The organism is Mesorhizobium sp. WSM4833, from assembly GCF_055811095.1.
On record NZ_JBVVQG010000003.1, the window covers coordinates 303,340 to 329,203 of the forward strand.

Sequence of the window (25,864 nt, forward strand, 5' to 3'; positions counted from 1 at the left end):
GCTTAACGAATTATGCACTATCCCCTTGCGGTGGCGGGCCGTGGCGGGCACAGGGAATTGTTTTCGAACCGGTTGCTTCATGAAATTGCTTGCCATCGACTGTGCCGCCAACCTCTGCGCTGCTAGCGTCTATGACGCGACGGCGAAGCGGGAGCTCGGCCGCTCGGTGCTCGATCTCGGCAAGGGCCATGCCGAGCAGCTGATGGCGGTCATCGCCGAAGCGCTGGAGGCAGGCGCAACCGACTATGCAGGTCTTGGCGCCATTGCCGTGTCTGTCGGCCCCGGTTCCTTCACCGGTCTGCGGGTCGGCGTCTCGACCGCGCGTGGCCTGGCGCTGGCGCTGAAGATACCGGCAATCGGAGTGACGACACTGGAGGCGCTGGCTGCCGAAGCAGCGACGGCATTTCCCGGTCGCACCGTGCTGGCGGCGCTGGATGCCGGCCGTGAGGAGATCCACGCGGCCTTTTACGACAAAAGGTTAGTCTTGACTTACGGTCCGGCCGTGGCCACGCTGGCCGACGTGGTGGCAATGGCGATGGCAACGTCTCCGGTGCTTGCCGGCACCGCTGCAGCGCTCATCAGTGCATCGGCCGGGCGCGAATTCGATGTCGGCCCTCGGACGGCCACCGCCGACATTGTCACCTACGCTCGCCTGGCTGCCGCCAACGGCGCGGGCGAACGGCCGAAACCACTCTATCTGCGCGGCGCCGACGCCAAGCCGCAGGCCGGGTTCATTCTTTCAAGGATCAGACCATGATCCCGAAAAGTGGAAGCCGGTTTTCACGGACAACGGTTCCCGTTTGTCCAGAGATCATGGTCAAACAAGAAAACAAAAATTAGATGCGCATACCTTTTCTCCAACCACGCCGCCGGGACTATGCGCTCGAGCCGCTGAGGATCGCCGACAGTCCGGCGGTCTCGCTGCTGCACCGCGAGGACTTTGTCCGCCCCTGGACCGATGGCGAATTCGCGGCCCTGCTCGAACAGGACACTGTGTTCGGCTATGCCGCGCGCGAAACCGGACAGGGCTCCAAGCCGCCCGTCGGCTTCGTGCTGGCGCGGCTTGCGGCAGGCGAGGGCGAGATCCTGACCGTCGCGGTGGCGCGATCGCATCGCCGGCAGGGGCTGGGCTGGCAATTGATGGACGCGGTGTTGCGCGAACTGCACGCGCAGCGCGCCGAAGCGCTGTTCCTCGAGGTCGACGAGACCAATGTCGCGGCGATCGCGCTTTATCGCCGGCTGGGCTTCCGCGAGGTCGGCAAGCGGCCGAATTACTACAGGTCGGCCGAACACGGACCGACCGGCGCGCTTGTCATGCGCCGCGATCTTCGCTAGCGAGACGGCCGGGATGGGGCGATGATCAAGAAAATCAGGATTTTCCTGGCACTGGGCCTCGTTGTCGCCGGTTCGCTGGTCCTCGTGCCGTTACAGATACTGTCGATGAAGACCGGCTGGTGGCCGGAAACCTTCATCCTCAAGATCTGGCACAGGCTGATCATCAGGGCGCTCGGCATGCGCATCCATGTCAAGGGGACGCTGTCCGACAAGCGCCCGCTGCTGGTTGCGTCCAATCACATCTCCTGGACCGACATCATGGTGCTCGGCTCTTTTGCCGACGTAAAATTCATCGCCAGGGCTGATATGGAAGGCTGGCCGCTGATCGGCATGCTGTCGAAGCTGCAGCGTACCGTTTTCATCGAGCGCGAGCGCAAGCGTTCGTCGGGCGACCAGGCAAGCGAGATTGCCAGCCGCATGGCCAAGGGCGATGCGATGGTGCTGTTTGCCGAGGGCTCGACCGGCGACGGCAATATGGTCCTGCCGTTCAAGAGCACGCTGTTCGGCGCCGCCTCGATGGCGATTTCGGAAGGCGCGGCGGAACAGGTGTTCATCCAGCCGGTGGCGATCGCCTATACGCGTCTGCACGGCGTGCCGCTCGGCCGCCGGCATCGCCCGCTTGCCGCATGGATCGGCGATGAGGATTTGATGCCGCATCTCAAGGTATTGCTCGCGGAGGGCGCGCTCGACGTCGAGGTGCATTTCGGCGAGGCAATCGCCTTTTCCAAGGGTTCGAACCGCAAGGAGACGTCGAAACTGATGGAAAGCCAGGTGCGTGAGATGATGCAGGCGGCGCTTGCCGACCCGCGGCCGAGCCGCTAGCCCCGGCATGCCCTTGCTGGCGCGGGCTGAGAATCGTCTGTTTTTTGTCACGGAAAGGCGTTAGAAGCCGCCTTATGGACTTGAACACGATAGAAAGCGACGACATCGGCACTTTGGCTGGACAGCCGGCAGTGCTTTCCACGGCAGCGAGAAAAGTCTTCATCAAGACCTATGGCTGCCAGATGAACGTCTATGATTCGCAGCGTATGGCCGATGCGCTGGCTGCCGACGGCTATTCCGCGACCGATGCCATTGGCGAGGCGGACCTGGTGCTGCTGAACACCTGTCATATCAGGGAGAAGGCGGCCGAAAAGGTCTATTCCGAGCTCGGCCGTATCCGCGACATGAAAGCCGAGCGTGCCCTGGCCGGCCGCGAGATGCTGGTCGGCGTCGCCGGCTGCGTGGCGCAGGCCGAAGGCGCCGAGATCATCCGCCGTTCGCCGGCCGTCGACCTGGTCATCGGCCCGCAGACTTATCACCGGCTCCCCGACGTGCTGGCGCGGGTGCGCGGCGGCGAAAAGATCGTCGAGACCGACTACGCCATCGAGGACAAGTTCGAGCATCTGCCGCAGCCCAAGCGCGCCGAGGTCATCAAGCGCGGCGTCACCGCCTTCCTCACCGTGCAGGAAGGCTGCGACAAGTTCTGCACCTTCTGCGTCGTGCCCTATACCAGAGGCTCCGAAGTTTCCCGGCCGGTGGCGCAGATTGTCGCGGAGGCTGAGCGCCTGGCTGAAGCCGGGGTGCGCGAAGTGACGCTGCTTGGCCAGAACGTCAATGCCTGGCATGGCCAGGGCGAGAACGGCCACGAGTGGGGCCTTGGCCGCCTGCTGTTCAGGCTGGCCGAAATCCCCGGGCTGGCGCGTCTGCGCTACACCACCAGCCACCCGCGCGACATGGATGACGAGTTGATAGCGGCCCATCGCGATCTGCCGTCGTTGATGCCCTATCTGCATCTGCCGGTGCAATCAGGCTCCGACCGCATCCTCAAGGCGATGAATCGCCGGCACACGGCGAGGGATTATCTGGCGCTGCTCGACCGTATCCGCACTGCCCGGCCTGACATCGCGCTTTCCGGCGACTTCATCGTCGGCTTTCCCGGCGAGACCGAGGCGGATTTCGAGGCGACCATGGAGCTGGTGCGTCAGGTGAATTACGCCTCGGCCTTCTCCTTCAAATATTCGCCGCGCCCCGGCACGCCAGGCGCCGAAATGGCCGATCATGTGCCGGAAGCGGTCAAGGACGAGCGCCTGCAGAGACTGCAGGCTCTGCTTGTGAAGCAGCAGCAGGACTTCGGCTTGAGCCTCGTCGGCAGCACCATCGACACGCTGATCGAGAAGCCCGGCCGCCAGGCCGGCCAGAAGGTAGGCCGCTCACCTTGGCTGCAGCCGGTTATTGTTGATGAAAAGGCCGGCGAAATCGGTGACATTATCCAGGTGCGAATCACGAAGACGGGCTACAATAGCCTGTTCGCCGAATTGGCCTGAGGGTCTCGGCAGATGAGGAGAGACGGTTGAGCGCAGCAGAGCTGAAGAACCTGCCCCCGGTACCGGCATCTGGGGCTTCTGACATGGCGCACATCGTTCTGACTTTCGACAACAACAAGCTTGCCAGCGCCCTTTATGGTCAGTTCGACGAAAACCTCGCCCGGCTCGAGCAGAAGCTTGGCGTCGACATCCGCTCACGCGGCAACCAGCTGACCATCAAAGGGTCCGCTTCTGCCGCCGAGCAGGCGCGCCGGGCCCTGGACAATCTTTACGGCATTCTCCAGAAAGGCGTCGATATCGGCCAGTCCGACGTCGACGGCGCCGTGCGCATGGCGATTGCCGCCGACGATCAGTTGACCCTGCCAACGCTGGAACGCAAGGGCAAAGTCTCCGCCGCCCAGATCGCCACCCGCAAGAAGACGATCTATGCCCGTTCGCTCAACCAGGACGCCTATATGCGGGCGCTGGAACGGTCGGAACTGGTGTTCGGCATCGGCCCGGCCGGCACCGGCAAGACCTACCTGGCGGTGGCGCACGCGGCGATGCTGCTCGAGCGCGGCATGGTCGAGCGCATCATTCTCTCGCGGCCGGCGGTCGAGGCCGGCGAGCGGCTGGGCTTCCTGCCCGGCGACATGAAGGAGAAGGTCGATCCCTATCTGCGGCCGCTCTATGACGCGCTCTACGACATGATGCCGGCCGACAAGGTCGAGCGCGCCATTGCCGCCGAAGTGATCGAAATCGCGCCGCTTGCCTTCATGCGCGGCCGCACGCTGGCGCATGCCGCCGTCATCCTCGACGAGGCGCAGAACACCACGCCGATGCAGATGAAGATGTTCCTGACGCGTCTGGGCGAAAACTCGCGCATGATCGTCACCGGCGATCCGACCCAGATCGACCTTCCCTCGAACACCAAATCGGGCCTGGTCGAAGCCTTGCGGGTGCTGGACGGCGTGGCGGGCGCGGTCACCGTGCGCTTCAACGACGGCGACGTGGTTCGCCATCCGCTGGTGGCGGAAATCGTCAGGGCCTACGACCGGGACGCCAAGCTGGCGCGTGGCCTCGGCGCCGAGAATTGATGTTGGCGATGCGGCTTCATGCCTGAGGACATAATATCCGGCGACGGGAATATTCCCGTCGACATCGACATAGCGGTTGAGGCGGGCAACTGGCCCGACGAGGCAAGCCTGACGCGGCTGGTCGATCGGGCCGTTAAGGCGGCTTTTGCCGAAACCGGCGTGGCGGGCCGTTCCGAACTCAGTCTCGTTTTTTCCGACGACGCCCATATCCAGGTTCTCAACGCCGGCTGGCGCGGCAAGGACAAACCGACCAACGTCTTGTCTTTCCCGGCTTTTCCGTTTGCGCAGGGCGGTCCGTTGCCGCCGATGCTGGGCGACATCGTGCTGGCCGCCGAAACGGTCGCCCATGAAGCGGTACTGGAAGACAAGCCTGTCGAGAACCATATCACCCATCTCGTCATCCACGGCCTGCTGCATCTGCTGGGCTACGATCACGAGACCGAGGCCGAGGCCGAGGCGATGGAAGCCGTCGAACGCGCGGCGCTTGCAAGGCTTGCCATTCCCGACCCCTACGCGTAACTACATCTGACCAATTGACCGGACGACGATGAACGACAAACCAGAGACTGCCGCCCGCCCCGACGCCGGCAGTGCAACCAAGGCCTCCGATACGTCGGAAGAGGGATCAAGTCCGAGTACCGTTGCCTCTGGTGCTAGCAGTACCTCTGCTGCTGCCGGCACCTCTGGTGCTGGCAGCATCGGCAGCGCTGCCAGCGAGACATCGCCTGCCGGTCCCTCCCTGTTCGACCGCGTTCTCGGCCTGTTCAGGCAACGCAACGGAACCAGCCTGCGGGAGGAAATCGCCGGCGCGCTTGCCGAGACAACGAGCGATGCCGGCGCCTTCTCGCCCGGCGAACGCGCCATGCTCAACAACATCCTGCGGCTGCGCGAAGTGCGCGTCGAGGACGTCATGGTACCGCGCGCCGACATTCAAGGGGTCGAAATCACGACGACGCTCGGCGATCTGCTGGGCACCTTCGAGCAATCCGGCCATTCCCGCATGCCGGTCTATTCAGAGACCCTCGATGATCCGCGCGGCATGGTCCATATCCGTGATGTGCTGGCCCACATCACCAAGATCGCGCGCGTCAAGAAGGGCCGCTCGACCAGGAAAGCACCCGTCGCCACGGTTCTCGATCTCGCCCAGGTCGATCTCGCACGCACCATTGGCGACCTCAATCTGATCCGCCCGGTGCTGTTCGTGCCGCCGTCGATGCTCGCCTCCGACCTGATGGCTCGCATGCAGACGACGCGCACGCAAATGGCGCTGGTCATCGATGAATATGGCGGCACCGACGGCCTTGCCTCGCTGGAAGACATCGTCGAGATGGTGGTCGGCGACATCGAGGACGAGCACGACGACGACGAGCCGATGATCACCCAGAGCGGCGACGGCGTGTTCATCGTCGATGGCAAGGCCGAGATCGACGACGTCGCCAAGATGATCGGCGGGGATTTCGCCGCCGGTGAACATGGCGAATATGTCGACACCATCGGCGGCATGATTTTCAACACGCTTGGCCGTGTTCCGGCCCGCGGCGAGGTGGTGCAGGCCATACCCGGTTTTGAATTTCACGTCCTCGACGCTGATCCGCGCCGCGTCAAGCGCGTGCGCATCGTGCAGAGCCAGAAGGGTGAGCGTCGCCGGCGTGCCACGGCGCGCACCGAACAGGCGTGAGCGTTTCGCTCGCACGATGACTATCGACGACCCGTTCAAGCATCCAAGTCTGGGCTCTGGTGTTTTCTACAAGGATCCGCATGCCGCGCTGGACTGGCTCGAGGCGGCTTTCGGCTTCGAGCGCAGCATGGTGGTCAGCGATGCCGAGGGAAAGCTCATCCATGCAGAGATGCGGTTCGGCGACAGCTACATCATCGTCGATTCCGAATGGAGCGATTACGTCGCCAGCCCGGCTTCGATCTCGGGCAAGAACACGCAGTCGATCTATGTCAGGCTGAAGGGTGGCCTGGATGCGCATTGCGAGCAAGCGCGGGCCCTCGACGCTGATATAATCCAGGAGCCGGCGGATCAGTTCTACGGTGAGCGCCAGTATCGTGCACGCGACCCCGAGGGCCATGTCTGGACCTTCACGCAGACCATCCGTTCGGTTCCGCGCGAGGAGGCCGAGCGGCTGGGGGGCGTTCAAATCGAGGGTTGGCACCGGTAGGCAGGGCCGGAGCTGTGCATCTCAGCCAGCCCATCCGCCGTTTGGAGCGCGGAGCGCAGCCTGTTAAATCTTGTGTCCTGATTCGCGACTCGGAAGTATGCATGGAGCGCCTCACCGGCCGGATAATTCTGCTTTGGGGTTGGCGGCGTGCGCTCGTGGCGTTTCTCGCCGGCGCCCTCGCGGTGCTTGGGCAGGCGCCTTACGACTTCTTCGCCGCCTGTTTCGTCTCGTTCCCGCTGCTGGTCTGGCTGCTCGACGGCGCCACCGGCGAAGCTTCAGGCAGTCTGTTCCGGCGTCTGCGGCCGGCTTTCGCCGTCGGTTGGTGGTTCGGTTTCGGCTATTTCCTCGCCGGCCTCTGGTGGATCGGCTCGGCGCTGCTGGTCGAGGCCGACAGCTTTGCCTGGGCGCTTCCCTTCGCGGTGGTCGGCATTCCTTTCATGCTCGCCTTTTTCTACGGCTTTGCGGCAATCGTTGCCCGGCTGCTGTGGAGCAACGACATTGGCCGCATCGCCGCCCTTGCCTTCGGCTTCGGCCTGGCGGAATGGCTGCGCGATTTCCTGTTCACCGGTTTTCCCTGGAATGCCGTCGGCTACGCGGCCATGCCCGTGCCGCTGCTGATGCAGAGCGTCTCGGTGACGGGCATGATCGGCATGAACGCGCTCGCGGTGTTCGTCTTCGCACTGCCGGCACTGCTGGCGGCACGTCGGCACCTGCGCCTCGGCGCGGCACTGTTTGTCGTGCTCGTCGCTGCCCATGTCGGCTTCGGCTATATCAGGCTTGCCGCTCCCGAATCGCCAGCTTCACGCAGCCTGGATGTCCGCATTGTCCAGCCGGCCGTGGACCTGTCGGAAAAATGGGATGCCTCGGTGCGCGACCGCATCTTCGCGGTCCTGATGGGGCTCTCGGGCAAGGCGCCGGATCCAGGCCATCAAAAGCCGCAACTGATCCTGTGGCCCGAAACCTCGGTGCCGTTCCTCTTCACCGAGCGTCCGGACGCATTGACGGCGCTGGGGGATATGCTCGGACCCGGCCAGATGCTGATTGCCGGCGTCGTCCGCGAGGAAGGCGGCTCGGCCGCAAATGCCGACAGCCGCTACTACAACTCCGTGGTGGCGATCGACGACAAGGGTGAAATCACCGACGCCGTCGACAAGGTTCACCTGGTGCCGTTCGGCGAATACCTGCCTTTCGCCGATCTGCTCCAGCGTTTCGGCATCGAGCAACTGGTTGCCGGGCCGATGAGTTTCGCGGCCGGCAATGAGCGGCACGCCATTACGCTGCCCGACGGCATCCGTGCGCTGCCATTTATCTGTTATGAGGTGATCTTTCCCGATCTTGTGGCAGTTGACGCTGCGTCAGCGCAGCTTATTGTGAACGTTACCAATGATGCGTGGTTCGGCGACACGCCGGGTCCGTATCAGCATTTCAGGCAGGCCCAGATCCGTGCGGTGGAAAATGGATTGCCATTGGTGCGTGCCGCCAACAACGGCATCTCGGCCGTCGTCGATCCGCGCGGGCGCATCGTCGATGCGCTTGCTATCGACGCGCGCGGCGCCATTGATGCCCACATACCGATTTCCGGACAGGCGCTCATATCTCCCGGCCAACGGCGCATTAACGGAATGCTGATCATGTTGCTGTTTGCCGTTGGGGCAGCGCTGTTGAACGTAAGGCAAAGGCTACGGGTGAATTGACAGCCAACACATTAGAAACTCATACTGTAAGTGCCTGAAAATTTCTCGAAGCCGGTGGATCGTTCTGTTGGGGCAGTTGCCTCCGGCTTTGTTTGGGCAGGAAAAAATAGAGAAAGCCGAAAAAATTCGGCGAGGAAAAAATGACAGAAGATAACAAGAAGAAACCGAATCCGATCGACATCCATGTTGGCAGTCGCATTCGGCTTCGCCGCAACATGCTTGGAATGAGCCAGGAAAAGCTGGGAGAAAACCTCGGCATCACATTTCAACAGATTCAGAAATATGAAAAGGGCACCAACCGCGTCGGCGCCAGCCGTCTGCAGGCGATCGCGTCCATACTCGGCGTGCCTGTCGCTTTCTTTTTTGAGGATGCGCCCGGCCAGGAGCCTGTGGCGGGCCGTGGATTTGCCGAGGACGCCTCGATGGCTTTCGCTGTCGAATTCTGCGGCAGCCCTGAAGGCCTTCAGCTCAACCGGGCCTTTGTCAAGATCGCCGACGCCAAGGTGCGCCGCAGGATCATAGACCTGGTCAAGTCCCTCTCCGCCGACGATCCCGACTGATCCTCAATCACGCCAGGACCGGCGGCGCCCCGCCGCCGGTGGCACAAGATAACGGCATCGACATTCATGCCAGAGCCGAAGCACCGCTTGACGAGCGGCGCTTCGCCCCGCTAACACGTGGCGCGCCAAAATCGGCAGCCTGCCGATCGTTTTTCAAGAGGGGACACCCGTGACGCGGCAGAACTACTTCTTTACCTCGGAATCCGTTGCCGAGGGCCATCCTGACAAAGTCTGTGACCGGATTTCCGACGAGATCGTCGATCTGGTCTATCGCGAAGCCAAGAAGACCGGCATGGACCCGTGGAAAGTCCGTGTCGCCTGCGAGACGCTGGCCACCACCAACCGTGTCGTCATCGCCGGCGAAGTGCGCGTCCCGGAAACGCTGCTGAAGAAGGACAAGGCAGGCAACATCCTCAAGGATGCCGCTGGCCATCCGGTCGTCAATCCGGCCAAGTTCAAATCGGTCGCCCGCAAGGCGATCCGCGAAATCGGCTACGAGCAGGCCGGCTTCCACTGGAAAACGGCGAAGATCGAGGTTCTGCTGCACGGCCAGTCGCCTGACATAGGCCAGGGCGTCGACAACGCTGCCGACCGTCAGGGCGAAGAGGGTGCCGGCGACCAGGGCATCATGTTCGGTTATGCCTGCCGCGAGACGCCGGATTTGATGCCGGCGCCGATCTACTACAGCCACAAGATCCTCGAACTGCTGGCTGCTGCCCGTCACGAAGGCAGCGGTGAAGCCGGCAGGCTCGGGCCGGATGCCAAGAGCCAGGTCACCGTTCGCTATGTCGATGGCCAGGCCGCCGAGGCGACGCAGATCGTGCTGTCCACGCAGCATCTCGATGCGAGCTGGGATTCAAAGAAGGTCCGCAAGGTCGTCGAACCCTATATCCGCGAGGCGCTGGGCGACCTCAAGATCGCCGACGATTGCATGTGGTACATCAATCCGACCGGCAAGTTCGTCATCGGCGGGCCGGACGGCGACGCCGGCCTGACCGGCCGCAAGATCATCGTCGACACCTACGGTGGTGCCGCACCCCATGGCGGCGGCGCCTTCTCCGGCAAGGACACCACCAAGGTGGATCGTTCGGCAGCCTATGCGGCGCGCTACCTGGCCAAGAACGTGGTGGCGGCGAAACTCGCCGACCGCTGCACCATCCAGCTTTCCTACGCCATCGGCGTCGCCCAGCCGCTGTCGGTCTATGTCGACTTGCACGGTACCGGCAAGGTCGACGAGGCAAAGCTCGAGGACGCGCTGCGCACGGTGATGGATCTGTCGCCGTCGGGCATCCGCCGTCACCTCGATCTCAACAAACCGATCTACGCCAAGACGTCGTCCTACGGCCATTTCGGCCGCAAGGCCGGCCGTGATGGGTCTTTCTCCTGGGAAAAGACCGATCTCGCCAAGGCGCTCAAGGACGCGGTCGCCGCCTGACAGCGGCGCCGGAAGTCCCGCCATGGATCCGAAGGACAGACCAAGCCGCGCGACCGAAGCCTTTTTCGGTCGCCGGCGCGGCAAGACCATGCGTCCGCAACAGGCGGCCGCGCTGGAAAGCGGCTTCGGTGCATATCGGCTCGATCTGGCGGCCGGGCCGCCGGCCGATCTGCAAACTCTGTTTCAAACCGATGTCAGCGCGGTTCGCCTCGAGATTGGCTTCGGCGGTGGCGAACATCTCCTGCACCGCGCGACCGAGGCGCCTTCGATCGGCTTTATCGGCGTCGAGCCCTTCGTCAACGGCATGGCCAAGATGATGATGGCGGTGCGCGAGAAACCGCTCGCCAATCTGCGGGTTTATGACGACGACGCCACAAGGCTGCTCGACTGGCTGCCGCAGGCCTCGCTCGGCGGCATCGATCTGCTCTATCCCGACCCCTGGCCGAAGAAGAAACACTGGAAGCGACGTTTCGTAAGCCCGGTCAATCTCGAGCGGCTCGCGCGCGTGCTGAAGCCTGGTTCAAAATTCCGCTTCGCCTCCGACATCGACACTTATGTCAACTGGACCTTGCTGCATTGCCGCGCGCATGGCGCGTTCGCATGGCAGGCTTGCGAGGCGGCGGACTGGCACCGGCCCTATGATGGTTGGCCGGGCACCCGTTACGAGGCCAAGGCCATTCGTGAGGGCCGGCGGCCGGCCTATCTTACCTTCATTCGGAAATAAGCTCGCGGTCTTAGAGCAATTCCAGGAAAAGTGTGAAACGGTTTTCCGTCCGGAATTGCGTCAAAGCTAAAAGCGGCGGCCGATGCGATCGAAGGCGGCCGGCTCGACGCCGAGGTTGCGCAGGTCGTCGGCGCGCGGCCTGCGACCGGCTTCCACGGCCCGTGAAGCGGCCACGGCGCTGCCGAATACGGTGAAGAAGTCGCCTATTGCAGAAAATATCTTGCGATTGCTCATGATCATGTCCTTTCGCGCACGTGTGGCGCACGGCCACCTTTGTGCAGCGCAGCGTAAGTAGGTGCGTTTCAGCGCCAATCCCATGGGGGCCGCCGCATGGGCGCCATGCGCTCCATGCAACGCTGGCGGGGGCCACCTCGATGGCAGCGTTGCCCGACCAGCATAGCGGGCTTGAAACACAGGCCGCGATCGTCTATATCAGCCTCAAATTCTTGGTCGGTATGACGAAGAGTGGGTCCACCCGGTCCCGCTCTTTTTTATTACCTGCCGATAACTTGGTAGAGAACGACAGGGCTTCAATGACTGCAACGGCAAGCGAGGGCGACGATCGCATCATCCGCGAAAGCGGCATCGATGCGCGCATCGCGCTGATCGTCCAGCCGGTTCTGCGCGGCATCGGCTTCCGTCTCGTGCGGGTGCATCTGTCGGGCCAGAACGGGCTGACGCTGCAGATCATGGCCGAACGCGAGGACGGCACCATGACCGTCGAGGATTGCGAAGAGGTCAGCCGCGCGGTGTCGCCGGCGCTCGATGTCGATGATCCGATCGAAAAGGCCTACCATCTTGAAGTCTCGTCGCCCGGCATCGACCGGCCGCTGGTCCGCAAATCGGATTTCACGACCTGGACGGGTCATCTGGTGAAAATGGAAACATCGATCGTCGTCGCCGACCGCAAGCGCTTCAAGGGCAAGATCGCCGAAGCTGGCGAAGACGATGTGCTGATCGAGCGCGACAAGGCAGCCTATGGCGAGGAGCCGACGGTGCGCGTCCCCTATGACGCGATTGCCGATGTGCGCCTGATCCTGACCGACGATCTCATCCGCGATGCCCTGTCGAAGGACAACAGGGCGCGCAAGGAAGCCAAGAAGCGCCGTGGCGAACCGGACGACGACGAGTCGGGTGCGGAAGCGGACGCCACGGAAGAACACGAACAGGAACTATGATTGAGCTGCCGGGCGCAAAGGTCCGGCAAACAAGCTCGGGAGAAAAACGATGGTTGTAAGCGCCAACAGACTTGAATTGCTGCAGATCGCCGACGCGGTCGCGCGTGAAAAGTCGATCGACAAGTCGATCGTCATCGCCGCCATGGCCGATGCGATCCAGAAGGCGGCGCGCTCGCGTTACGGTCAGGAGACCAACATCCGCGCCGACATCAACCCGAACACCGGTGAGATGAAGCTGCAGCGGCTGATGGAAGTGGTCGAGAAGGTCGATGACTATGCCACGCAGATCGCCATTTCCTCGGCTCGCGAGCGCAATCCCGACGCCCAGCTCGGCGACTTCATCGCCGAACAGCTGCCGCCCATGGATTTCGGCCGCATCGCCGCCCAGTCGGCCAAGCAGGTCATCGTCCAGAAGGTCCGCGAGGCCGAACGCGACCGCCAGTATGACGAGTACAAGGACCGCATCGGCGAGATCGTCAACGGTACCGTCAAGCGCGTCGAATACGGCAATGTCATCGTCGATCTCGGCCGCGGCGAAGCGATCATCCGTCGCGATGAGCTGATCCCGCGCGAGAACTACAAATATGGCGACCGCGTCCGCGCCTATGTCTACGATGTGCGCCGCGAGCAGCGCGGCCCGCAGATCTTCCTGTCGCGCACCCATCCGCAGTTCATGGCCAAGCTGTTCACCATGGAAGTGCCGGAAATCTATGACGGCATCATCGAGATCAAGTCGGTCGCCCGCGACCCAGGTTCGCGCGCCAAGATCGCCGTCATCTCGCGGGACTCTTCGATCGATCCGGTCGGCGCCTGCGTCGGCATGCGCGGCAGCCGCGTCCAGGCCGTCGTCGGCGAATTGCAGGGTGAGAAGATCGACATCATTCCGTGGTCGCCTTCTGCGGCGTCCTTCATCGTCAATGCGCTGCAGCCGGCGGAAGTCGCCAAGGTCGTGCTCGACGAGGATGCCGAACGCATCGAAGTCGTGGTTCCCGACGACCAGCTGTCGCTGGCCATCGGTCGCCGCGGCCAGAACGTGCGTCTGGCTTCGCAGCTGACCGGCTGGGATATCGATATCCTGACCGAAGCCGAAGAATCCGAGCGCCGCCAGAAGGAATTCGTCGAGCGTTCGTCGCTGTTCATGGAAGCCCTCGACGTCGACGAGATGGTCGGCCAGGTGCTGGCCTCCGAAGGCTTCACCAGCGTTGAGGAAGTCGCTTATGTCGATTCCGGCGAGATCGCCTCTATCGATGGTTTCGACGAGGACACCGCTTCGGAGATCCAGACCCGCGCCCGCGAATATCTGGAGAAGATCGAGGCCGAGCACGACGACAAGCGCAAGGCGCTCGGCGTTTCGGACGAATTGCGCGAAATCCCCGGCGTCACCACCGCCATGATGGTGACGCTTGGCGAGGACGGCGTGAAGACGATCGAGGATTTCGCCGGCTATGCCGCCGACGACCTGACCGGCTGGAAGGAACGCAAGGACGGCGAGACAAAAGTCTATCCGGGCGTGCTGGCCAATCATGGCGTGACCCGCGCAGACGCCGAACAGATGGTTCTGGCCGCCCGCCTCAAGGCCGGCTGGATCACCGAAGACGAGCTTGCAGCCGAAGAAGTCTCGGCTGACGAAGCCGTTGGTGCGTGAGGTGAAACCGCATCGCACCGAACCCGCCCTTGGACGAGATGAACGATCGCACCTGCATCGTTACGCGCAAACAAGCCGAACCGGATGATCTGATCCGGTTCGTCGTCGGCCCGGATTCGGCCGTCGTTCCCGACATCAAGAGAAATCTGCCCGGCCGCGGTTGCTGGGTGAGCGCCGACCGCCTACATATCGACAAGGCTGCGGCGAAGAACCTCTTTGCCCGCGCCTTCAAGGCACAGGTGGTCGTGCCGCCCGATCTTGGCGGCATGGTCGACGGGCTGCTTTCCAGGCACGCTCTGGGCATGCTTGGTCTTGCCCGCAAGGCAGGCGCAATTTCGCTTGGTGCTACCAAGGTCGAGAGCGCGGTGCGCGGCGGATTGGCGCTTTTCGTGCTGCATGCTTCCGAGGCGTCCGATGACGGCGTGCGCAAGATCAGCCAGGCGCGACGGGCGACGGTCCATCTTGGTGGGCCCGCTATCCTTGCCTACAAACTTTTCTCCGAGGCCGAGTTGAGCTTGGCATTGGGGGGTACAAATGTGATACATGCTGCCGTTCTCGCGGGAGACGCGGGCAGGGCGGTCCAGAAGCGCATGGTTGCGCTCGACCGGTATCGGGGCGGTTCCCCGGACGATCTGGCAATGCTTGCGGCTGTTGCTGACGAAGATGATGCCGCAGAGGATATGGAATGAGCGATACGAAATCGGGTGACGACAATACGCTGAGTGTGACGCCGAAGAAGACCTTGACGCTGAAGCGCCCCGGTATGGAACAGGGCACTGTGCGCCAGAACTTCTCGCACGGCCGCACCAAGCAGGTCGTCGTCGAAACCAAGAAGCGCAAGTTCTCGATGCCCGGCGACAAGCCGGAGCCTGTTGCCGCCCCCGTCTTCACACCGAAGCCGGCGGTCGTGGCCGCACCCGTCGTCGTGCCGGAAGCACCGAAGGCGCCGCCACCCCCGCCGCCACCGGCCCCGGTCGAGCGCAGCGGCATGGTGCTGAACGAACTGTCGCGCAGTGAAATGGAAGCACGCCGCAGGGCGCTCGAGGGCTCGAAGGTTCGCGAGGTCGAGGACCGCCAGCGCGCCGCCGAGGATGCCAAGCGTCGCGCCGAGGACGAAGAGCGCCGCAAGCGCGAACGCGATGAATCCGCGCGCCGCCAGGCCGAGGAAGAAGCACGGTTGCAGACCGAGGCCGAATCCCGCCGTCGGGCCGAGGAAGAGGCGCGTCGCCGCGCGCCATTGGCTGCCGAACTGGCAACAGTCGATGACGAGGAAGTGGCCAAGCCGAAGCGGGTTGGTGCCGGCGCACCGGTGCGCCGTCCGGTCACGCCTGAAGTGGCGCGTCCAGCCAAGCCGACCAAGAGCGAGGAAGATCGCCGCCGTGGCAAGCTGACGCTGAATTCGGCATTGTCCGACGAAGATGCGCGAGCCCGTTCGCTGTCGTCGATGCGTCGTCGCCAGGAAAAATTCAAGCGCGCGATGCACAATGAGCCGCGCGAGAAAGTCATGCGCGAAGTGATCCTGCCAGAGACCATCACCATCCAGGAACTGGCGCAACGCATGTCCGAGCGCGCGGTCGACCTGGTCAAGTTCTTCATGAAGCAGGGCCAGATCCTGAAGCCGGGCGACGTCATCGACGCCGACACGGCCGAGCTGGTCGCCACCGAATTCGGCCACACGGTCCGCCGCGTCGCCGAATCCGACATCGAGGAAGGCCTGTTCAACATCGCCGACAATGCCGAGGACCTGGTTTCGCGTCCGCCGGTCGTGACGATCATGGGTCACGTCGATCATGGCAAGACCTCGCTGCTCGACGCGATCCGCAACGCCAATGTCGTCTCCGGCGAAGCCGGCGGCATCACCCAGCATATCGGCGCCTACCAGGTCGAGAAGAATGGTCACAAGATCACCTTCATCGACACGCCCGGCCACGCCGCCTTCACGGCGATGCGTGCTCGTGGCGCCCAGGCGACCGATATTGCCATCCTGGTGGTTGCGGCCGATGACAGCGTCATGCCGCAGACGATCGAATCGATCAGCCATGCCAAGGCGGCCGGCGTTCCGATCATCGTGGCGATCAACAAGATCGACAAGCATGATGCCGATCCGCAGAAGGTGCGCTCCGAACTGCTGCGCCACGAGGTTTTCGTCGAATCCATGGGCGGTGAAGTTCTGGACGTCGAAGTATCGGCGACCAAGGGCACCAATCTCGACAAACTGCTTGAGGCGATCCTGCTGCAGGCCGAAATTCTGGACCTGAAAGCCAATCCGGACCGTACCGCCGAAGGCGTCGTCATCGAGGCCCAGCTCGACAAGGGCCGTGGTCCCGTTGCCACCGTGCTGGTGCAGACCGGCACGCTGATGCCGGGCGACATCCTCGTTGCCGGCAATGAATGGGGCCGGGTGCGTGCGCTGGTCAACGATCGTGGCGTGCAGATCAAGGAAGCGCCGCCGGCGATGCCGGTGGAAGTGCTTGGCTTGCAGGGCACCCCGCAGGCCGGCGATCGCTTCGCCGTGGTCAACAACGAGGCCCGTGCCCGCGAGATCACCGAATACCGCCAGCGTCTGGCGCGCGAGAAGGCGGTTGCCAAGCATGCCGGCCAGCGCGGTTCGCTCGAGCAGATGATGTCGCAATTGCAGACAAGCGGGCTGAAGGAATTCCCGTTGGTCATCAAGGGCGACGTGCAGGGCTCGATCGAGGCGATCAATGCCGCACTCGATAAGCTCGGCACCGACGAGGTTCGTGCACGCATCGTCCATGCCGGTGCCGGCGCCATCACCGAAAGCGACGTGTCGCTGGCCGAGACTTCGGGTGCCGCGATCATCGGCTTCAACGTCCGCGCCAACGTCCAGGCACGTGCCGCTGCTGCGGCGGCTGGCATCGAGATCCGCTACTACTCGATCATCTACAACCTTGTGGATGACGTGAAGGCGGCTCTGTCGGGCCTGTTGTCGCCGGAGCGTCGCGAGACTTTCATCGGCAATGCGCAGATCCTCGAAATCTTCGACATCACCAAGGTCGGCAAGATCGCCGGCTGCCGTGTCACCGAAGGCAAGGTCGAGCGTGGTGCGGGCGTGCGCCTGATCCGCGACAACGTCGTCATCCACGAAGGCACGCTGAAGACGCTGAAGCGCTTTAAGGACGAAGTTTCGGAAGTCCCCGGCGGCCAGGAGTGCGGCATGGCCTTCCAGAACTACGAGGACATGCGCGTCGGCGACGTCATCGAGTGCTTCCGCGTCGAGATGGTGACCCGGACACTCTGAGTTCGAGTGACTTTTCCATACCGGGCGGTGGTCGAAAGGCCGCCGCCCCAAGTCTATTGAGAATGCCCATATGAGACATGCGGCACGGTTCCATCCCGCGCCTCACGCTTTCAGGATTGAGAAAAATGCCCCGTCCAACCGCATCCAGCCCATCCCAGCGCATGCTGCGCGTCGCCGAACAGGTGCGCCATGCGCTATCCGAAACCCTGCAGCGCGGCGAGATCATCGATCCGCTGATCGAGAACACCGTGGTGTCGGTCTCGGAAGTGCGCATGTCGCCCGATTTGAAGGTCGCTACCGCTTTCGTCTCGCCGCTCGGCGCCAAGGATACCGATGCGGTGGTCGAGGCGCTGAACAAGCATGCGAAATTCGTCCGTGGCCGTGTCTCCGGCGCGCTGCGGCAGATGAAGTTCATGCCGGAGTTCCGCTTCAAGCTCGACACCTCCTTCGACAATTTTGCCAGGATCAACGACCTCTTGAAATCGCCGGAAGTGGCGCGCGATCTGGGTCCTGAGGACCAGGAAAACGCAGACCAGGACAAAGACGACAACAAGGACACCGAATAGTGGCGCGTCGCGGCAAGAAGAAGGGCCGGCCGATCTCGGGCTGGCTGATCCTGGACAAGCCGGTCGGCATGGGCTCGACCGAAGCCGTCTCCAAGATCAAATGGCTGTTCCAGGCGGAAAAGGCCGGCCATGCAGGCACGCTCGACCCGCTGGCATCCGGCATGCTGCCGATCGCGCTTGGCGAGGCTACCAAGACCGTGCCTTACGTGCAGGACGGCGCCAAAATCTATCGCTTCACCGTTGCCTGGGGACAGGAGCGTTCGACCGATGACCTCGAAGGTCCGGTGACGAAAGAATCCGACCTGCGTCCGTCGGAAGCCCAACTGCTCGCCCTGCTGCCGAAATACACCGGCGTCATCATGCAGACGCCGCCGCAATTCTCGGCCATCAAGATCGCAGGCGAGCGCGCCTATGATCTGGCCCGCGACGGCGCGACGGTCGACATACCCGCGCGCGAGATCGAGATCGGACGTCTGGACGTTGTCGAGCATGGCGCCGACCATACTGTTTTCGAGGTCGAGTGCGGCAAGGGCACCTATGTGCGCTCGCTGGCCCGCGACATGGGCCGCGACATCGGCTGCTTCGGTCACATCTCCGAATTGCGCCGGGTCGAGGTCGAGCCGTTCACCTCGGAAGACTTCGTCACCATCGCCGAACTGGAAGCCGCCCGTTTCGGTGTGGAGGAGGTCGACAGCTCGGACACGACAGAAGCCGCTGACACGGCAGAGGCTGCCGACAAGGTGGAAGCGCCAATCGACTTCGACGCCATCGATGCGCTTCTGGTCGACACATCGGCTGCCCTCGATTGCCTGCCGCAGATCGCCATCAGCGATGACGCGGCCACCAAGATCCGCCTCGGCAACCCGGTCATCATCCGCGGCCGCGACGCACCGGTGGAAGCCGAAGAAGCCTGCGCCACGGCGCGCGGCAAGCTGGTCGCCATCGGTGCCATTGAGCAAGGCATGTTCAAGCCCAAGCGGGTCTTTGCCGGTTGATTTCCTGTCGTCTAATGTCGAGGCGAGGACTCGCACGAGGGGAATATGGCAAAGACTGAGACCGTGAAGACGCGGGCACCGGTGAAAACGCGGCGGCCGCCGGTCGGTGCGTCGCCCGGCACGCTGATCGCCGACCCGTCGGCGCGTCGCTCGGAACTGCGTCTGACGCTGATCTCGCCCGAAAAATTCAAGACTATCGAAAATGCCAGCATCGACGACCTCAATACCCATTGCGACAAATGGCCGGTCCTCTGGCTCGACTGCACCGGCCTCGCCAACATCCCGCTGATCGAGGAGATCGGCCGCATTTTCAGCCTGCATCCGCTGGCGCTGGAGGACGTCGTCAACACCGGCCAGCGGCCCAAGGTCGACTTCTTCGAGGACCATGCCTTTGTCGTCGTCAGGATGATCGACGATGTCACCTCGCACCGCTATGAGCAGATCGCCGTCTTCTTCGGCAGCAACTTCGTCGTTACCTTCCAGGAGCGGGAAGGCGATCCATTCGATCCGGTGCGCAAGCGCATCGAAAGTTCGGCGCCCAACCGGCTGCGCGCCCGCGGCGCCGACTACCTTGCCTATGCGCTGATCGATGCCATCGTCGACAGCTATTTTCCGCCGATCGAGGCCGCCGGCGACATGGTCGACAGCATCGAGGACCAGATGCTGCATTCGCCGCACAAGCACCAGATGCGGCAGCTGCATGAATTGCGGCGTGACGCCAACGTGCTGAAAGGCGTGCTGTGGCCGATGCGCGATGCGCTGGCGACGCTGATCCGCAACGATGTGCCCTATGTGAAGGCCGAGACCAAGATCTTCCTCAACGACACGCTCGACCATGCGCTCAGGCTGATCGAGCTGGTCGAGACCCAGCGCGATATGCTGACCGGCCTGATCGAGATGCACCTGTCGCTGAGCCAGGCGCGCACCAACGACGTTATCAGCTATCTCACCATCGTCTCGGTCATCTTCATGCCGCTCACCTTCCTGGTCGGCATCTGGGGCATGAATTTCGATCCGGAGTCTTCGCCCTGGAACATGCCGGAACTGAAGGCCTACTACGGCTATCCCTTGTCGCTGCTGTTCATGGCGCTTGTCGCGTTCGGGCTGATCGCCTTCTTCAAATGGAAGAAATGGCTTTGACAGGGATAAACCTGCCATTTTGGCCTGAAAAGCCGGCTTGTGAATTGGGCTGGTGTTTTCCGGGGAATTGCACTATATGCGCCGCAGCTTAGCGCTATGACGCTTTGCTTGCACCGGCCCCTGCTGGACGACATCCCGGCTGAGGGCGACCCGTTTCCTCAAACAGATAAGGAAAAACACGATGTCGATTACTGCCGAGCGCAAACAGGAATTGATGGGTGAATTCGCAACCGCCAAGGGCGATACCGGGTCTCCGGAAGTCCAGGTGGCCATCCTTTCCGAGCGCATCAAGAACCTGACCGACCATTTCAAGGACCACAAGAAGGATAACCATTCCCGCCGTGGTCTGCTTGCTCTCGTCTCCCAGCGCCGCAGCCTGCTTGATTATCTCAAGCGCAAGGACGACGCGCGCTACCAGACGCTGATCGAGAAGCTCGGTCTGCGTCGTTGACGAATTGACCGGCGGGCTTTCGAAGGAGAGCCCGCCGGTCGCGCATTCTGCCAGTCGTATCGACTGGCCAGACCCGGTTTCGATCGTGCAGAGGGCACTCGAAACCGCCCATGGACGGTCATGGGGCAGGATTGCAGGACGCTCGCGCGCGCACCGCGCCGAAATCACCCGAGCCTCCCGTTGTCTTGCCCGTGGCTGCCCGAGAAAGGAAGCCAGGGAAAGGGCATCTCCGCGCACCGTGAAACGGCGCGGCCCTTTCCTCATATTAAGGACAAGAGATGTTCAATCACCACAAAGTGGAAATCGAATGGGGCGGTCGTCCGCTCATCCTCGAAACCGGCAAGATCGCGCGCCAGGCTGATGGCGCGGTGCTCGCCACCTACGGCGAGACCAAGGTCCTCGCCACCGTCGTTTCGATGAAGGAGCCGAAGCCCGGCCTCGATTTCTTCCCGCTGACCGTCAACTACCAGGAAAAGACCTACGCCGCCGGCAAGATCCCGGGTGGCTATTTCAAGCGTGAAGGCCGTCCGAGCGAGAAGGAAACGCTGGTTTCCCGCCTCATCGACCGCCCGATCCGCCCGCTCTTCGCCTCCGGCTACAAGAACGACACCCAGATCGTCGTCACCGTCGTCCAGCATGATCTCGAGAACGATCCCGACATCCTGTCGATCGTTGCCACTTCGGCCGCCCTGACGCTCTCCGGCGTCCCCTTCATGGGCCCGGTCGGCGGCGCCCGCGTCGGCTACATCAACGGCGAATACGTTCTGAACCCGCATGTCGACGAGATGCAGGAATCCAAGCTCGACCTCGTTGTCGCCGGCACCGCCGACGCTGTGCTGATGGTTGAGTCCGAAGCCAAGGAATTGGGCGAAGAGCTGATGCTCGGCGCCGTCATGTTCGGCCACAAGGGCTTCCAGCCGGTCATCGACGCCATCATCAAGCTGGCCGAAGTCGCCGCCAAGGAGCCGCGCGACTTCACCGCGCCGGACTATTCCGCGCTTGAAGCCGAGATGCTGAAGATCGTCGGCGACGAACTCAGCAACGCCTACAAGAACGTCGACAAGCAGAAGCGTTACGCCGCCGTCGACGCCGTCAAGGCGAAGGTCAAGGCAGCGTTTGCCCCGGCCGAAGGCGAAGATGCCAAGTACACTTCCGAGCAGATCGGTTCGGTATTCAAGGAACTCCAGGCCAAGGTCGTGCGCTGGAACATCCTCGACACCGGTTCGCGCATCGATGGCCGTGACCTCAAGACGGTCCGCAAGATCGTCTCCGAAGTCGGCGTCCTGCCGCGCACCCACGGTTCGGCGCTGTTCACCCGCGGCGAGACCCAGGCGCTGGTCGTTGCCACGCTCGGCACCGGCGAGGATGAGCAGTATGTCGATTCGCTGACCGGCATGTACAAGGAGAAGTTCCTCCTTCACTACAACTTCCCTCCCTATTCCGTCGGCGAGACCGGCCGCATGGGTTCGCCGGGTCGCCGCGAAATCGGCCATGGCAAGCTCGCCTGGCGCGCCATTCGCCCGATGCTGCCGAGCGCCGACCAGTTCCCCTACACGCTGCGTGTCGTCTCGGAGATCACCGAGTCCAACGGTTCGTCGTCGATGGCCACCGTCTGCGGCACCTCGCTGGCGCTGATGGATGCCGGCGTGCCGCTGGCCAAGCCCGTCGCCGGTATCGCCATGGGCCTGATCAAGGAAGGCGAGCGTTTCGCCGTTCTATCCGACATCCTCGGTGACGAGGATCACCTCGGCGACATGGACTTCAAGGTCGCCGGCACCGCCAACGGCATCACCTCGCTGCAGATGGATATCAAGATCGAAGGCATCACCGAGGAGATCATGAAGATCGCGCTGGACCAGGCCAAGGATGGCCGCCAGCACATCCTCGGCGAGATGGCGCATGCTCTGACCGGCGCGCGTTCGGAACTGGGTGAGTTCGCACCGCGCATCGAAGTGATGCACATCCCGACCGACAAGATCCGTGACGTGATCGGCTCGGGCGGCAAGGTGATCCGCGAGATCGTCGAAAAGACCGGCGCCAAGATCAACATCGAGGACGACGGCACGGTCAAGATCGCTTCGTCCAATGCCAAGGAGATCGAGGCGGCGAAGAAGTGGATCCACACCATCGTCGCCGAGCCGGAAGTCGGCGAGATCTACGAAGGTACGGTCGTCAAGACCGCGGACTTCGGCGCTTTCGTCAACTTCTTCGGCCCGCGTGACGGCCTCGTCCACATCTCGCAGCTTGCCAACGACCGGGTCGCCAAGACCTCGGACGTGGTCAAGGAAGGCGACAAGGTCTGGGTCAAGCTGATGGGCTTCGACGAGCGCGGCAAGGTCCGCCTGTCGATGAAGGTCGTCGACCAGGCCACCGGCAAGGAACTCGCCCGCGACAAGAAGACCGAAGGCGAAGAAAACGCCGCCTGATTGGTCTGAGATCATGAATCGAAACGGGCGCGGCTTATGTCGCGCCCGTTTTCATTTTCAGCCTGGGTTTCAAAGCGCTTAGACAAGTCGAGATCGAACAATGTCCGCCGAGCCGTTGAAGACGCTTTTCCATCCCTTCGAGGCGGAGGCTGTTGCTTTGCCGGGAAAGGGCACGCGCGCCCTGTTTTTCGGCGCTGAGCCGGGTTTTCGCCTGCCTGAAGGCTTTGAGGCGACGCTTCACCTCGTACAGGGCTTCCGGCCGCATTTTAGCGTGCTGCAGGCGTCTGGCTTCGTCGTCACCGCGCAAGTGGAAGGCGATGGCTTCGATATGGCACTTGTGCTTGCCGGCCGGCATCGCGGCTTGAACGAAGTGCGCATCGCGCAGGCGCTTGAGTGCGTGGCGCCGGGCGGCCTGGTCGTCATTGCCGGCGGCAAGGACGATGGCATTGCCAGCCTGCGCAAGCGCGTTGACGAGCTTGTGCCGCTTGAAGGCCATTTGCCCAAATATCACGGCATTGCCTTCTGGCTGCGACGTCCCGCCGATCTGGCCGCCGCGGAAGAATTGCGCGCTGCCAACCCCGCTCTGCTGGTTGAAGGCCGGTTCCACACCGCGCCCGGCATGTTCTCGTTCGACCGGATCGATACCGGATCGAAATTGCTGGTCGAGAACCTGCCCAATGACCTGCGTGGCAGCATTGCCGATCTCTGCGCCGGCTGGGGCTATGTGGCGGCCGAGATCGCCGCCCGCTCCCCCGGCGTTCAGGCGCTCGACCTCTATGAGGCCGATTTCGCCGCGCTTGAAGCCGCGAAGCTCAATCTGGCAGCGGTCAGCCAGCCGACCGCCAGGAATTTCTTCTGGATCGATCTGCTGAAGGAACCAGTCGAGAAGCGCTACGACGCGATTGCCATGAACCCGCCCTTTCACCGCAGCCGGGCGGCCGAGCCGGAGATCGGCGCCGGCATGATCCGAGCGGCGGCCAAGGCCTTGAAGCCGGGTGGGCGGCTGTTCATGGTCGCCAACCGTCAGCTTCCCTACGAACCGATCTTGGCGGCTGTCTTTTCGAGCCAGGCCGAACTCGCTCGTGACGGCATGTTCAAGGTGCTTTCCGCTCGTCGTTGAAGCATGATCCCGAAAGTGGATACCGGTTTCGGAAAAGATCATGCTCAAAAACAGATATCGCGTCGCACTCAATGCAGATTGGCAACGCGCCGGACCTCATCGGTGATATGCACGTCGCCGACCCTGATCTTGAGGGGGGCGGGCCTGCCATACAGGTAGCCTTGCACCACCTCGCAGCCGGCTGCCCTGAGCAGTGTCGCCTGGCTTTCGGTCTCGACGCCTTCGGCAATGATGCTGACGCCGAGCGCGCGCGAAAGCCCGACGATGGTCGAGACGACCGCGCCGGAGCTGGAATCTGTGTCGAGGCGGCTGACGAAGGACCGGTCGATCTTCAGCTTGCCGAATGAGAAATCGATCAGGTAGCTCAAATTGGAATAGCCGGTGCCGAAATCATCGACGGCGACCGAAATGCCGATATCCGCAAGCTCCTTCAGGATGGCGGCGGCGCGGTCGCGATCCTGCATCATCGCCGTCTCGGTCACTTCCAGTTCCAGCCGTGACGGCTTGATGCCGGTGCTCGTCATGGTGTCGCGCACGATGCCGACGAAGTCCTTGGTCATGAACTGGACGGGCGAGATGTTGACGGCGACGAAGCAGTCGTCGGGCAGATGCCGGGCGTCGCTGCAGGCTTTGCGCAGCACCCATTCGCCGATCGGGCCGATCATGCCGGTTTCCTCGGCGATCGGAATGAACTCCATCGGCGGGATCATGCCGCGTTCCGGATGCCGCCAGCGGATCAGCGCTTCGTAGCCGACGATGCGGCCGGTCGGGAGATCGAGCTGCGGCTGGTAATGAAGGTCGAAGTCACCGCGCTCGAAGGCTGTATGCAGTTCGGATTCGATCCACTGGCGATGGTCGGCGACCCTGCCCATTTCGGCATGGAAGACGGACCAGTTGCCGACGCCGCTGGCGCGCGCGTTCTGCAGCGCCAGATTGGAGCGGCGCAGGATGAGGACGGGATCGACACCGTCCTTTGGCATCGCCACGATGCCGACCGACAGGCTGACCGATTGCAGGTGCGTACCGAGATCATAGGGCTCCATCATCTCGTCGATGAGCCTCTCTATGGTGCTTTCCAAGGACCCTGCGACTTGGTTGTCGGGGAGCAGGATCGCGAATTCACCGGCGCCGATGCGTCCGATCAGCGCGCGCGGCGGCACGCACATCTTCAAGCGCTTGGTGAAGGCGCGGATCAGCTCGTCGCCCTGGCTGTAGCCGATGGCGTCATTGATCTGCTTGAACCGGTCGATGTCGATATCGATGAGGAACATCGGCTCGCCGGTCCGGCTGGTCGCGCATGCCGCCTCGGCAATCTTGCCGACCATCGCCGGACGTGCCACCAGGCCGGTCAGCTTGTCGAAATGGGTTTCCGTGAAGACGAAATCCGCCGATTCATCGACGCCGGCGAAGAAGGACATCGCGGCGACCGACGCCGCCAGTGCGCAAAGAGCGGCCATCACCGAGACCATCATGTCGGCGGAGATGCCGGCAAAGCCATCGCCGAGACCGAGCTTCAGACCCCAGAGCCCGAGGACGAAACTGCCGAGACCCGAACTCGCTATGGTGAGCAGTCGGAACACCGGTGTTCGCTTCGGGTTGCTGACGGCGAGCATTGAAAGTTCCCCTGAGTACGGGGCTTTCTAGCGGATATCTCCTTAAAATGAGTTTCCGCGAATGAATCCAATTTTATTGGACCGAAAGTATTTCTTGAGCGGATCAATGCGACTGGCGCTGAAACGGGGTTTAGCCGCACGCTTTAAGCTTCGTGTTTTCAGATGTCCGCCAT

The 25,864-nt window shown here is 62.8% G+C and carries 23 protein-coding genes and 2 pseudogenes; 23 read left to right on the forward strand and 2 right to left on the reverse strand.

What is annotated here, in order from left to right; genetic code table 11:
- Positions 1-79 precede the first annotated feature (79 nt).
- The 12 genes from tsaB (at position 80) to trmB (ending at position 11,295) form a co-directional block, all read left to right on the forward strand.
- Positions 80-757, forward strand: coding sequence for a tRNA (adenosine(37)-N6)-threonylcarbamoyltransferase complex dimerization subunit type 1 TsaB (tsaB, locus tag AC0L2D_RS07355; RefSeq protein WP_337122884.1), 678 nt, complete (start codon positions 80-82; stop codon positions 755-757).
- Positions 758-840: 83 nt separating this feature from the next.
- Positions 841-1,335 carry a ribosomal protein S18-alanine N-acetyltransferase gene (gene rimI, locus AC0L2D_RS07360; RefSeq protein WP_024503455.1) on the forward strand — a complete coding sequence of 165 codons (495 nt, stop codon included), beginning with the start codon at positions 841-843 and terminating at the stop codon, positions 1,333-1,335.
- 21 nt (positions 1,336-1,356) lie between these two features.
- Positions 1,357-2,157 (forward strand): lyso-ornithine lipid O-acyltransferase, encoded by an 801-nt coding sequence (olsA, locus tag AC0L2D_RS07365; RefSeq protein ID WP_063169990.1) that lies wholly within the window; start codon positions 1,357-1,359, stop codon positions 2,155-2,157.
- A 74-nt stretch (positions 2,158-2,231) separates the two neighbouring features.
- Entirely contained in the window at positions 2,232-3,641 is a 1,410-nt protein-coding gene (gene miaB / locus AC0L2D_RS07370) for a tRNA (N6-isopentenyl adenosine(37)-C2)-methylthiotransferase MiaB (RefSeq protein ID WP_337122881.1), read from the forward strand.
- Between the two features lie 83 nt (positions 3,642-3,724).
- A complete protein-coding gene (locus AC0L2D_RS07375; protein ID WP_023758127.1) occupies positions 3,725-4,717 on the forward strand; it encodes a PhoH family protein in 993 nt (330 codons plus the stop codon).
- Positions 4,718-4,735: 18 nt separating this feature from the next.
- Entirely contained in the window at positions 4,736-5,236 is a 501-nt protein-coding gene (ybeY, locus tag AC0L2D_RS07380) for an rRNA maturation RNase YbeY (protein ID WP_013527905.1), read from the forward strand.
- A gap of 28 nt (positions 5,237-5,264) precedes the next feature.
- The gene (locus tag AC0L2D_RS07385) at positions 5,265-6,395 is read left to right on the forward strand and encodes a hemolysin family protein (RefSeq protein WP_337122879.1); all 1,131 of its coding nucleotides are present in this window, start codon (positions 5,265-5,267) and stop codon (positions 6,393-6,395) included.
- A gap of 16 nt (positions 6,396-6,411) precedes the next feature.
- On the forward strand, positions 6,412-6,882 hold the full coding sequence (locus AC0L2D_RS07390; protein ID WP_127369986.1) for a VOC family protein: 471 nt from the start codon (positions 6,412-6,414) through the stop codon (positions 6,880-6,882).
- Between the two features lie 101 nt (positions 6,883-6,983).
- Positions 6,984-8,576, forward strand: a complete 1,593-nt coding sequence (lnt, locus tag AC0L2D_RS07395; protein WP_063169993.1) for an apolipoprotein N-acyltransferase — start codon at positions 6,984-6,986, stop codon at positions 8,574-8,576.
- A 140-nt stretch (positions 8,577-8,716) separates the two neighbouring features.
- Positions 8,717-9,136 (forward strand): helix-turn-helix domain-containing protein, encoded by a 420-nt coding sequence (locus AC0L2D_RS07400; protein WP_013527901.1) that lies wholly within the window; start codon positions 8,717-8,719, stop codon positions 9,134-9,136.
- A gap of 169 nt (positions 9,137-9,305) precedes the next feature.
- Positions 9,306-10,571, forward strand: coding sequence for a methionine adenosyltransferase (metK, locus tag AC0L2D_RS07405; RefSeq protein WP_337122875.1), 1,266 nt, complete (start codon positions 9,306-9,308; stop codon positions 10,569-10,571).
- Positions 10,572-10,593: 22 nt separating this feature from the next.
- Positions 10,594-11,295, forward strand: coding sequence for a tRNA (guanine(46)-N(7))-methyltransferase TrmB (gene trmB, locus AC0L2D_RS07410; RefSeq protein WP_473540689.1), 702 nt, complete (start codon positions 10,594-10,596; stop codon positions 11,293-11,295).
- 66 nt (positions 11,296-11,361) lie between these two features.
- Here the strand turns inward: trmB and AC0L2D_RS07415 are convergent, their stop codons facing one another.
- Entirely contained in the window at positions 11,362-11,529 is a 168-nt protein-coding gene (locus AC0L2D_RS07415; protein WP_013527898.1) for a hypothetical protein, read from the reverse strand.
- Between the two features lie 299 nt (positions 11,530-11,828).
- Between AC0L2D_RS07415 and rimP the strand changes: the two genes are divergently transcribed.
- The 11 genes and pseudogenes from rimP (at position 11,829) to AC0L2D_RS07470 (ending at position 24,078) form a co-directional block, all read left to right on the forward strand.
- Positions 11,829-12,473: a ribosome maturation factor RimP gene (gene rimP / locus AC0L2D_RS07420; protein WP_013527897.1), complete on the forward strand. Its 645-nt coding sequence runs from the start codon at positions 11,829-11,831 to the stop codon at positions 12,471-12,473.
- A gap of 49 nt (positions 12,474-12,522) precedes the next feature.
- Positions 12,523-14,118 carry a transcription termination factor NusA gene (nusA, locus tag AC0L2D_RS07425; protein ID WP_013527896.1) on the forward strand — a complete coding sequence of 532 codons (1,596 nt, stop codon included), beginning with the start codon at positions 12,523-12,525 and terminating at the stop codon, positions 14,116-14,118.
- Between the two features lie 38 nt (positions 14,119-14,156).
- A complete protein-coding gene (locus AC0L2D_RS07430; RefSeq protein WP_024503463.1) occupies positions 14,157-14,807 on the forward strand; it encodes an RNA-binding protein in 651 nt (216 codons plus the stop codon).
- Positions 14,804-17,380, forward strand: a complete 2,577-nt coding sequence (gene infB, locus AC0L2D_RS07435) for a translation initiation factor IF-2 (RefSeq protein ID WP_013527894.1) — start codon at positions 14,804-14,806, stop codon at positions 17,378-17,380. The genes AC0L2D_RS07430 and infB overlap by 4 nt, the downstream gene beginning before the upstream one ends.
- A 125-nt stretch (positions 17,381-17,505) precedes the next feature.
- Positions 17,506-17,946: a 30S ribosome-binding factor RbfA gene (gene rbfA, locus AC0L2D_RS07440; RefSeq protein ID WP_013527893.1), complete on the forward strand. Its 441-nt coding sequence runs from the start codon at positions 17,506-17,508 to the stop codon at positions 17,944-17,946.
- A pseudogene (gene truB / locus AC0L2D_RS07445) lies at positions 17,946-18,615 on the forward strand (tRNA pseudouridine(55) synthase TruB); the annotation flags it as partial. The gene rbfA and the pseudogene truB (AC0L2D_RS07445), both read left to right, overlap by 1 nt.
- 86 nt (positions 18,616-18,701) lie before the next feature.
- Positions 18,702-18,941: pseudogene (gene truB, locus AC0L2D_RS07450) on the forward strand (tRNA pseudouridine(55) synthase TruB); the annotation flags it as partial.
- Positions 18,942-18,986: 45 nt separating this feature from the next.
- Positions 18,987-20,081, forward strand: a complete 1,095-nt coding sequence (gene corA, locus AC0L2D_RS07455) for a magnesium/cobalt transporter CorA (protein WP_337122869.1) — start codon at positions 18,987-18,989, stop codon at positions 20,079-20,081.
- Between the two features lie 139 nt (positions 20,082-20,220).
- Positions 20,221-20,532: a 30S ribosomal protein S15 gene (gene rpsO / locus AC0L2D_RS07460; RefSeq protein WP_269470859.1), complete on the forward strand. Its 312-nt coding sequence runs from the start codon at positions 20,221-20,223 to the stop codon at positions 20,530-20,532.
- A gap of 278 nt (positions 20,533-20,810) precedes the next feature.
- The gene (gene pnp / locus AC0L2D_RS07465; protein WP_013527890.1) at positions 20,811-22,958 is read left to right on the forward strand and encodes a polyribonucleotide nucleotidyltransferase; all 2,148 of its coding nucleotides are present in this window, start codon (positions 20,811-20,813) and stop codon (positions 22,956-22,958) included.
- Positions 22,959-23,058: 100 nt separating this feature from the next.
- Positions 23,059-24,078: a class I SAM-dependent methyltransferase gene (locus AC0L2D_RS07470; protein WP_337122867.1), complete on the forward strand. Its 1,020-nt coding sequence runs from the start codon at positions 23,059-23,061 to the stop codon at positions 24,076-24,078.
- A 68-nt stretch (positions 24,079-24,146) separates the two neighbouring features.
- Here AC0L2D_RS07470 and AC0L2D_RS07475 read toward each other — a convergent pair whose 3' ends face one another.
- Positions 24,147-25,691, reverse strand: a complete 1,545-nt coding sequence (locus tag AC0L2D_RS07475) for a putative bifunctional diguanylate cyclase/phosphodiesterase (protein WP_024503468.1) — start codon at positions 25,689-25,691, stop codon at positions 24,147-24,149.
- Positions 25,692-25,864: the final 173 nt, after the last annotated feature.

Bases quoted from the DNA above. Each gene is read 5' to 3' on its own strand.
- olsA (WP_063169990.1), top strand. From the start codon at position 1,357: ATGATCAAGAAAATCAGGATTTTCCTGGCACTGGGCCTCGTTGTCGCC.
- AC0L2D_RS07475 (WP_024503468.1), bottom strand. From the start codon at position 25,691: ATGCTCGCCGTCAGCAACCCGAAGCGAACACCGGTGTTCCGACTGCTC.
- AC0L2D_RS07390 (WP_127369986.1), top strand. From the start codon at position 6,412: ATGACTATCGACGACCCGTTCAAGCATCCAAGTCTGGGCTCTGGTGTT.
- AC0L2D_RS07415 (WP_013527898.1), bottom strand. From the start codon at position 11,529: ATGAGCAATCGCAAGATATTTTCTGCAATAGGCGACTTCTTCACCGTA.
- rimP (WP_013527897.1), top strand. From the start codon at position 11,829: ATGACTGCAACGGCAAGCGAGGGCGACGATCGCATCATCCGCGAAAGC.
- nusA (WP_013527896.1), top strand. From the start codon at position 12,523: ATGGTTGTAAGCGCCAACAGACTTGAATTGCTGCAGATCGCCGACGCG.
- AC0L2D_RS07375 (WP_023758127.1), top strand. From the start codon at position 3,725: ATGGCGCACATCGTTCTGACTTTCGACAACAACAAGCTTGCCAGCGCC.
- rbfA (WP_013527893.1), top strand. From the start codon at position 17,506: ATGCCCCGTCCAACCGCATCCAGCCCATCCCAGCGCATGCTGCGCGTC.
- trmB (WP_473540689.1), top strand. From the start codon at position 10,594: ATGGATCCGAAGGACAGACCAAGCCGCGCGACCGAAGCCTTTTTCGGT.
- AC0L2D_RS07385 (WP_337122879.1), top strand. From the start codon at position 5,265: ATGAACGACAAACCAGAGACTGCCGCCCGCCCCGACGCCGGCAGTGCA.
- miaB (WP_337122881.1), top strand. From the start codon at position 2,232: ATGGACTTGAACACGATAGAAAGCGACGACATCGGCACTTTGGCTGGA.
- corA (WP_337122869.1), top strand. From the start codon at position 18,987: ATGGCAAAGACTGAGACCGTGAAGACGCGGGCACCGGTGAAAACGCGG.
- rimI (WP_024503455.1), top strand. From the start codon at position 841: ATGCGCATACCTTTTCTCCAACCACGCCGCCGGGACTATGCGCTCGAG.
- AC0L2D_RS07400 (WP_013527901.1), top strand. From the start codon at position 8,717: ATGACAGAAGATAACAAGAAGAAACCGAATCCGATCGACATCCATGTT.
- tsaB (WP_337122884.1), top strand. From the start codon at position 80: ATGAAATTGCTTGCCATCGACTGTGCCGCCAACCTCTGCGCTGCTAGC.
- lnt (WP_063169993.1), top strand. From the start codon at position 6,984: ATGGAGCGCCTCACCGGCCGGATAATTCTGCTTTGGGGTTGGCGGCGT.
- ybeY (WP_013527905.1), top strand. From the start codon at position 4,736: ATGCCTGAGGACATAATATCCGGCGACGGGAATATTCCCGTCGACATC.
- AC0L2D_RS07470 (WP_337122867.1), top strand. From the start codon at position 23,059: ATGTCCGCCGAGCCGTTGAAGACGCTTTTCCATCCCTTCGAGGCGGAG.
- pnp (WP_013527890.1), top strand. From the start codon at position 20,811: ATGTTCAATCACCACAAAGTGGAAATCGAATGGGGCGGTCGTCCGCTC.
- infB (WP_013527894.1), top strand. From the start codon at position 14,804: ATGAGCGATACGAAATCGGGTGACGACAATACGCTGAGTGTGACGCCG.
- AC0L2D_RS07430 (WP_024503463.1), top strand. From the start codon at position 14,157: ATGAACGATCGCACCTGCATCGTTACGCGCAAACAAGCCGAACCGGAT.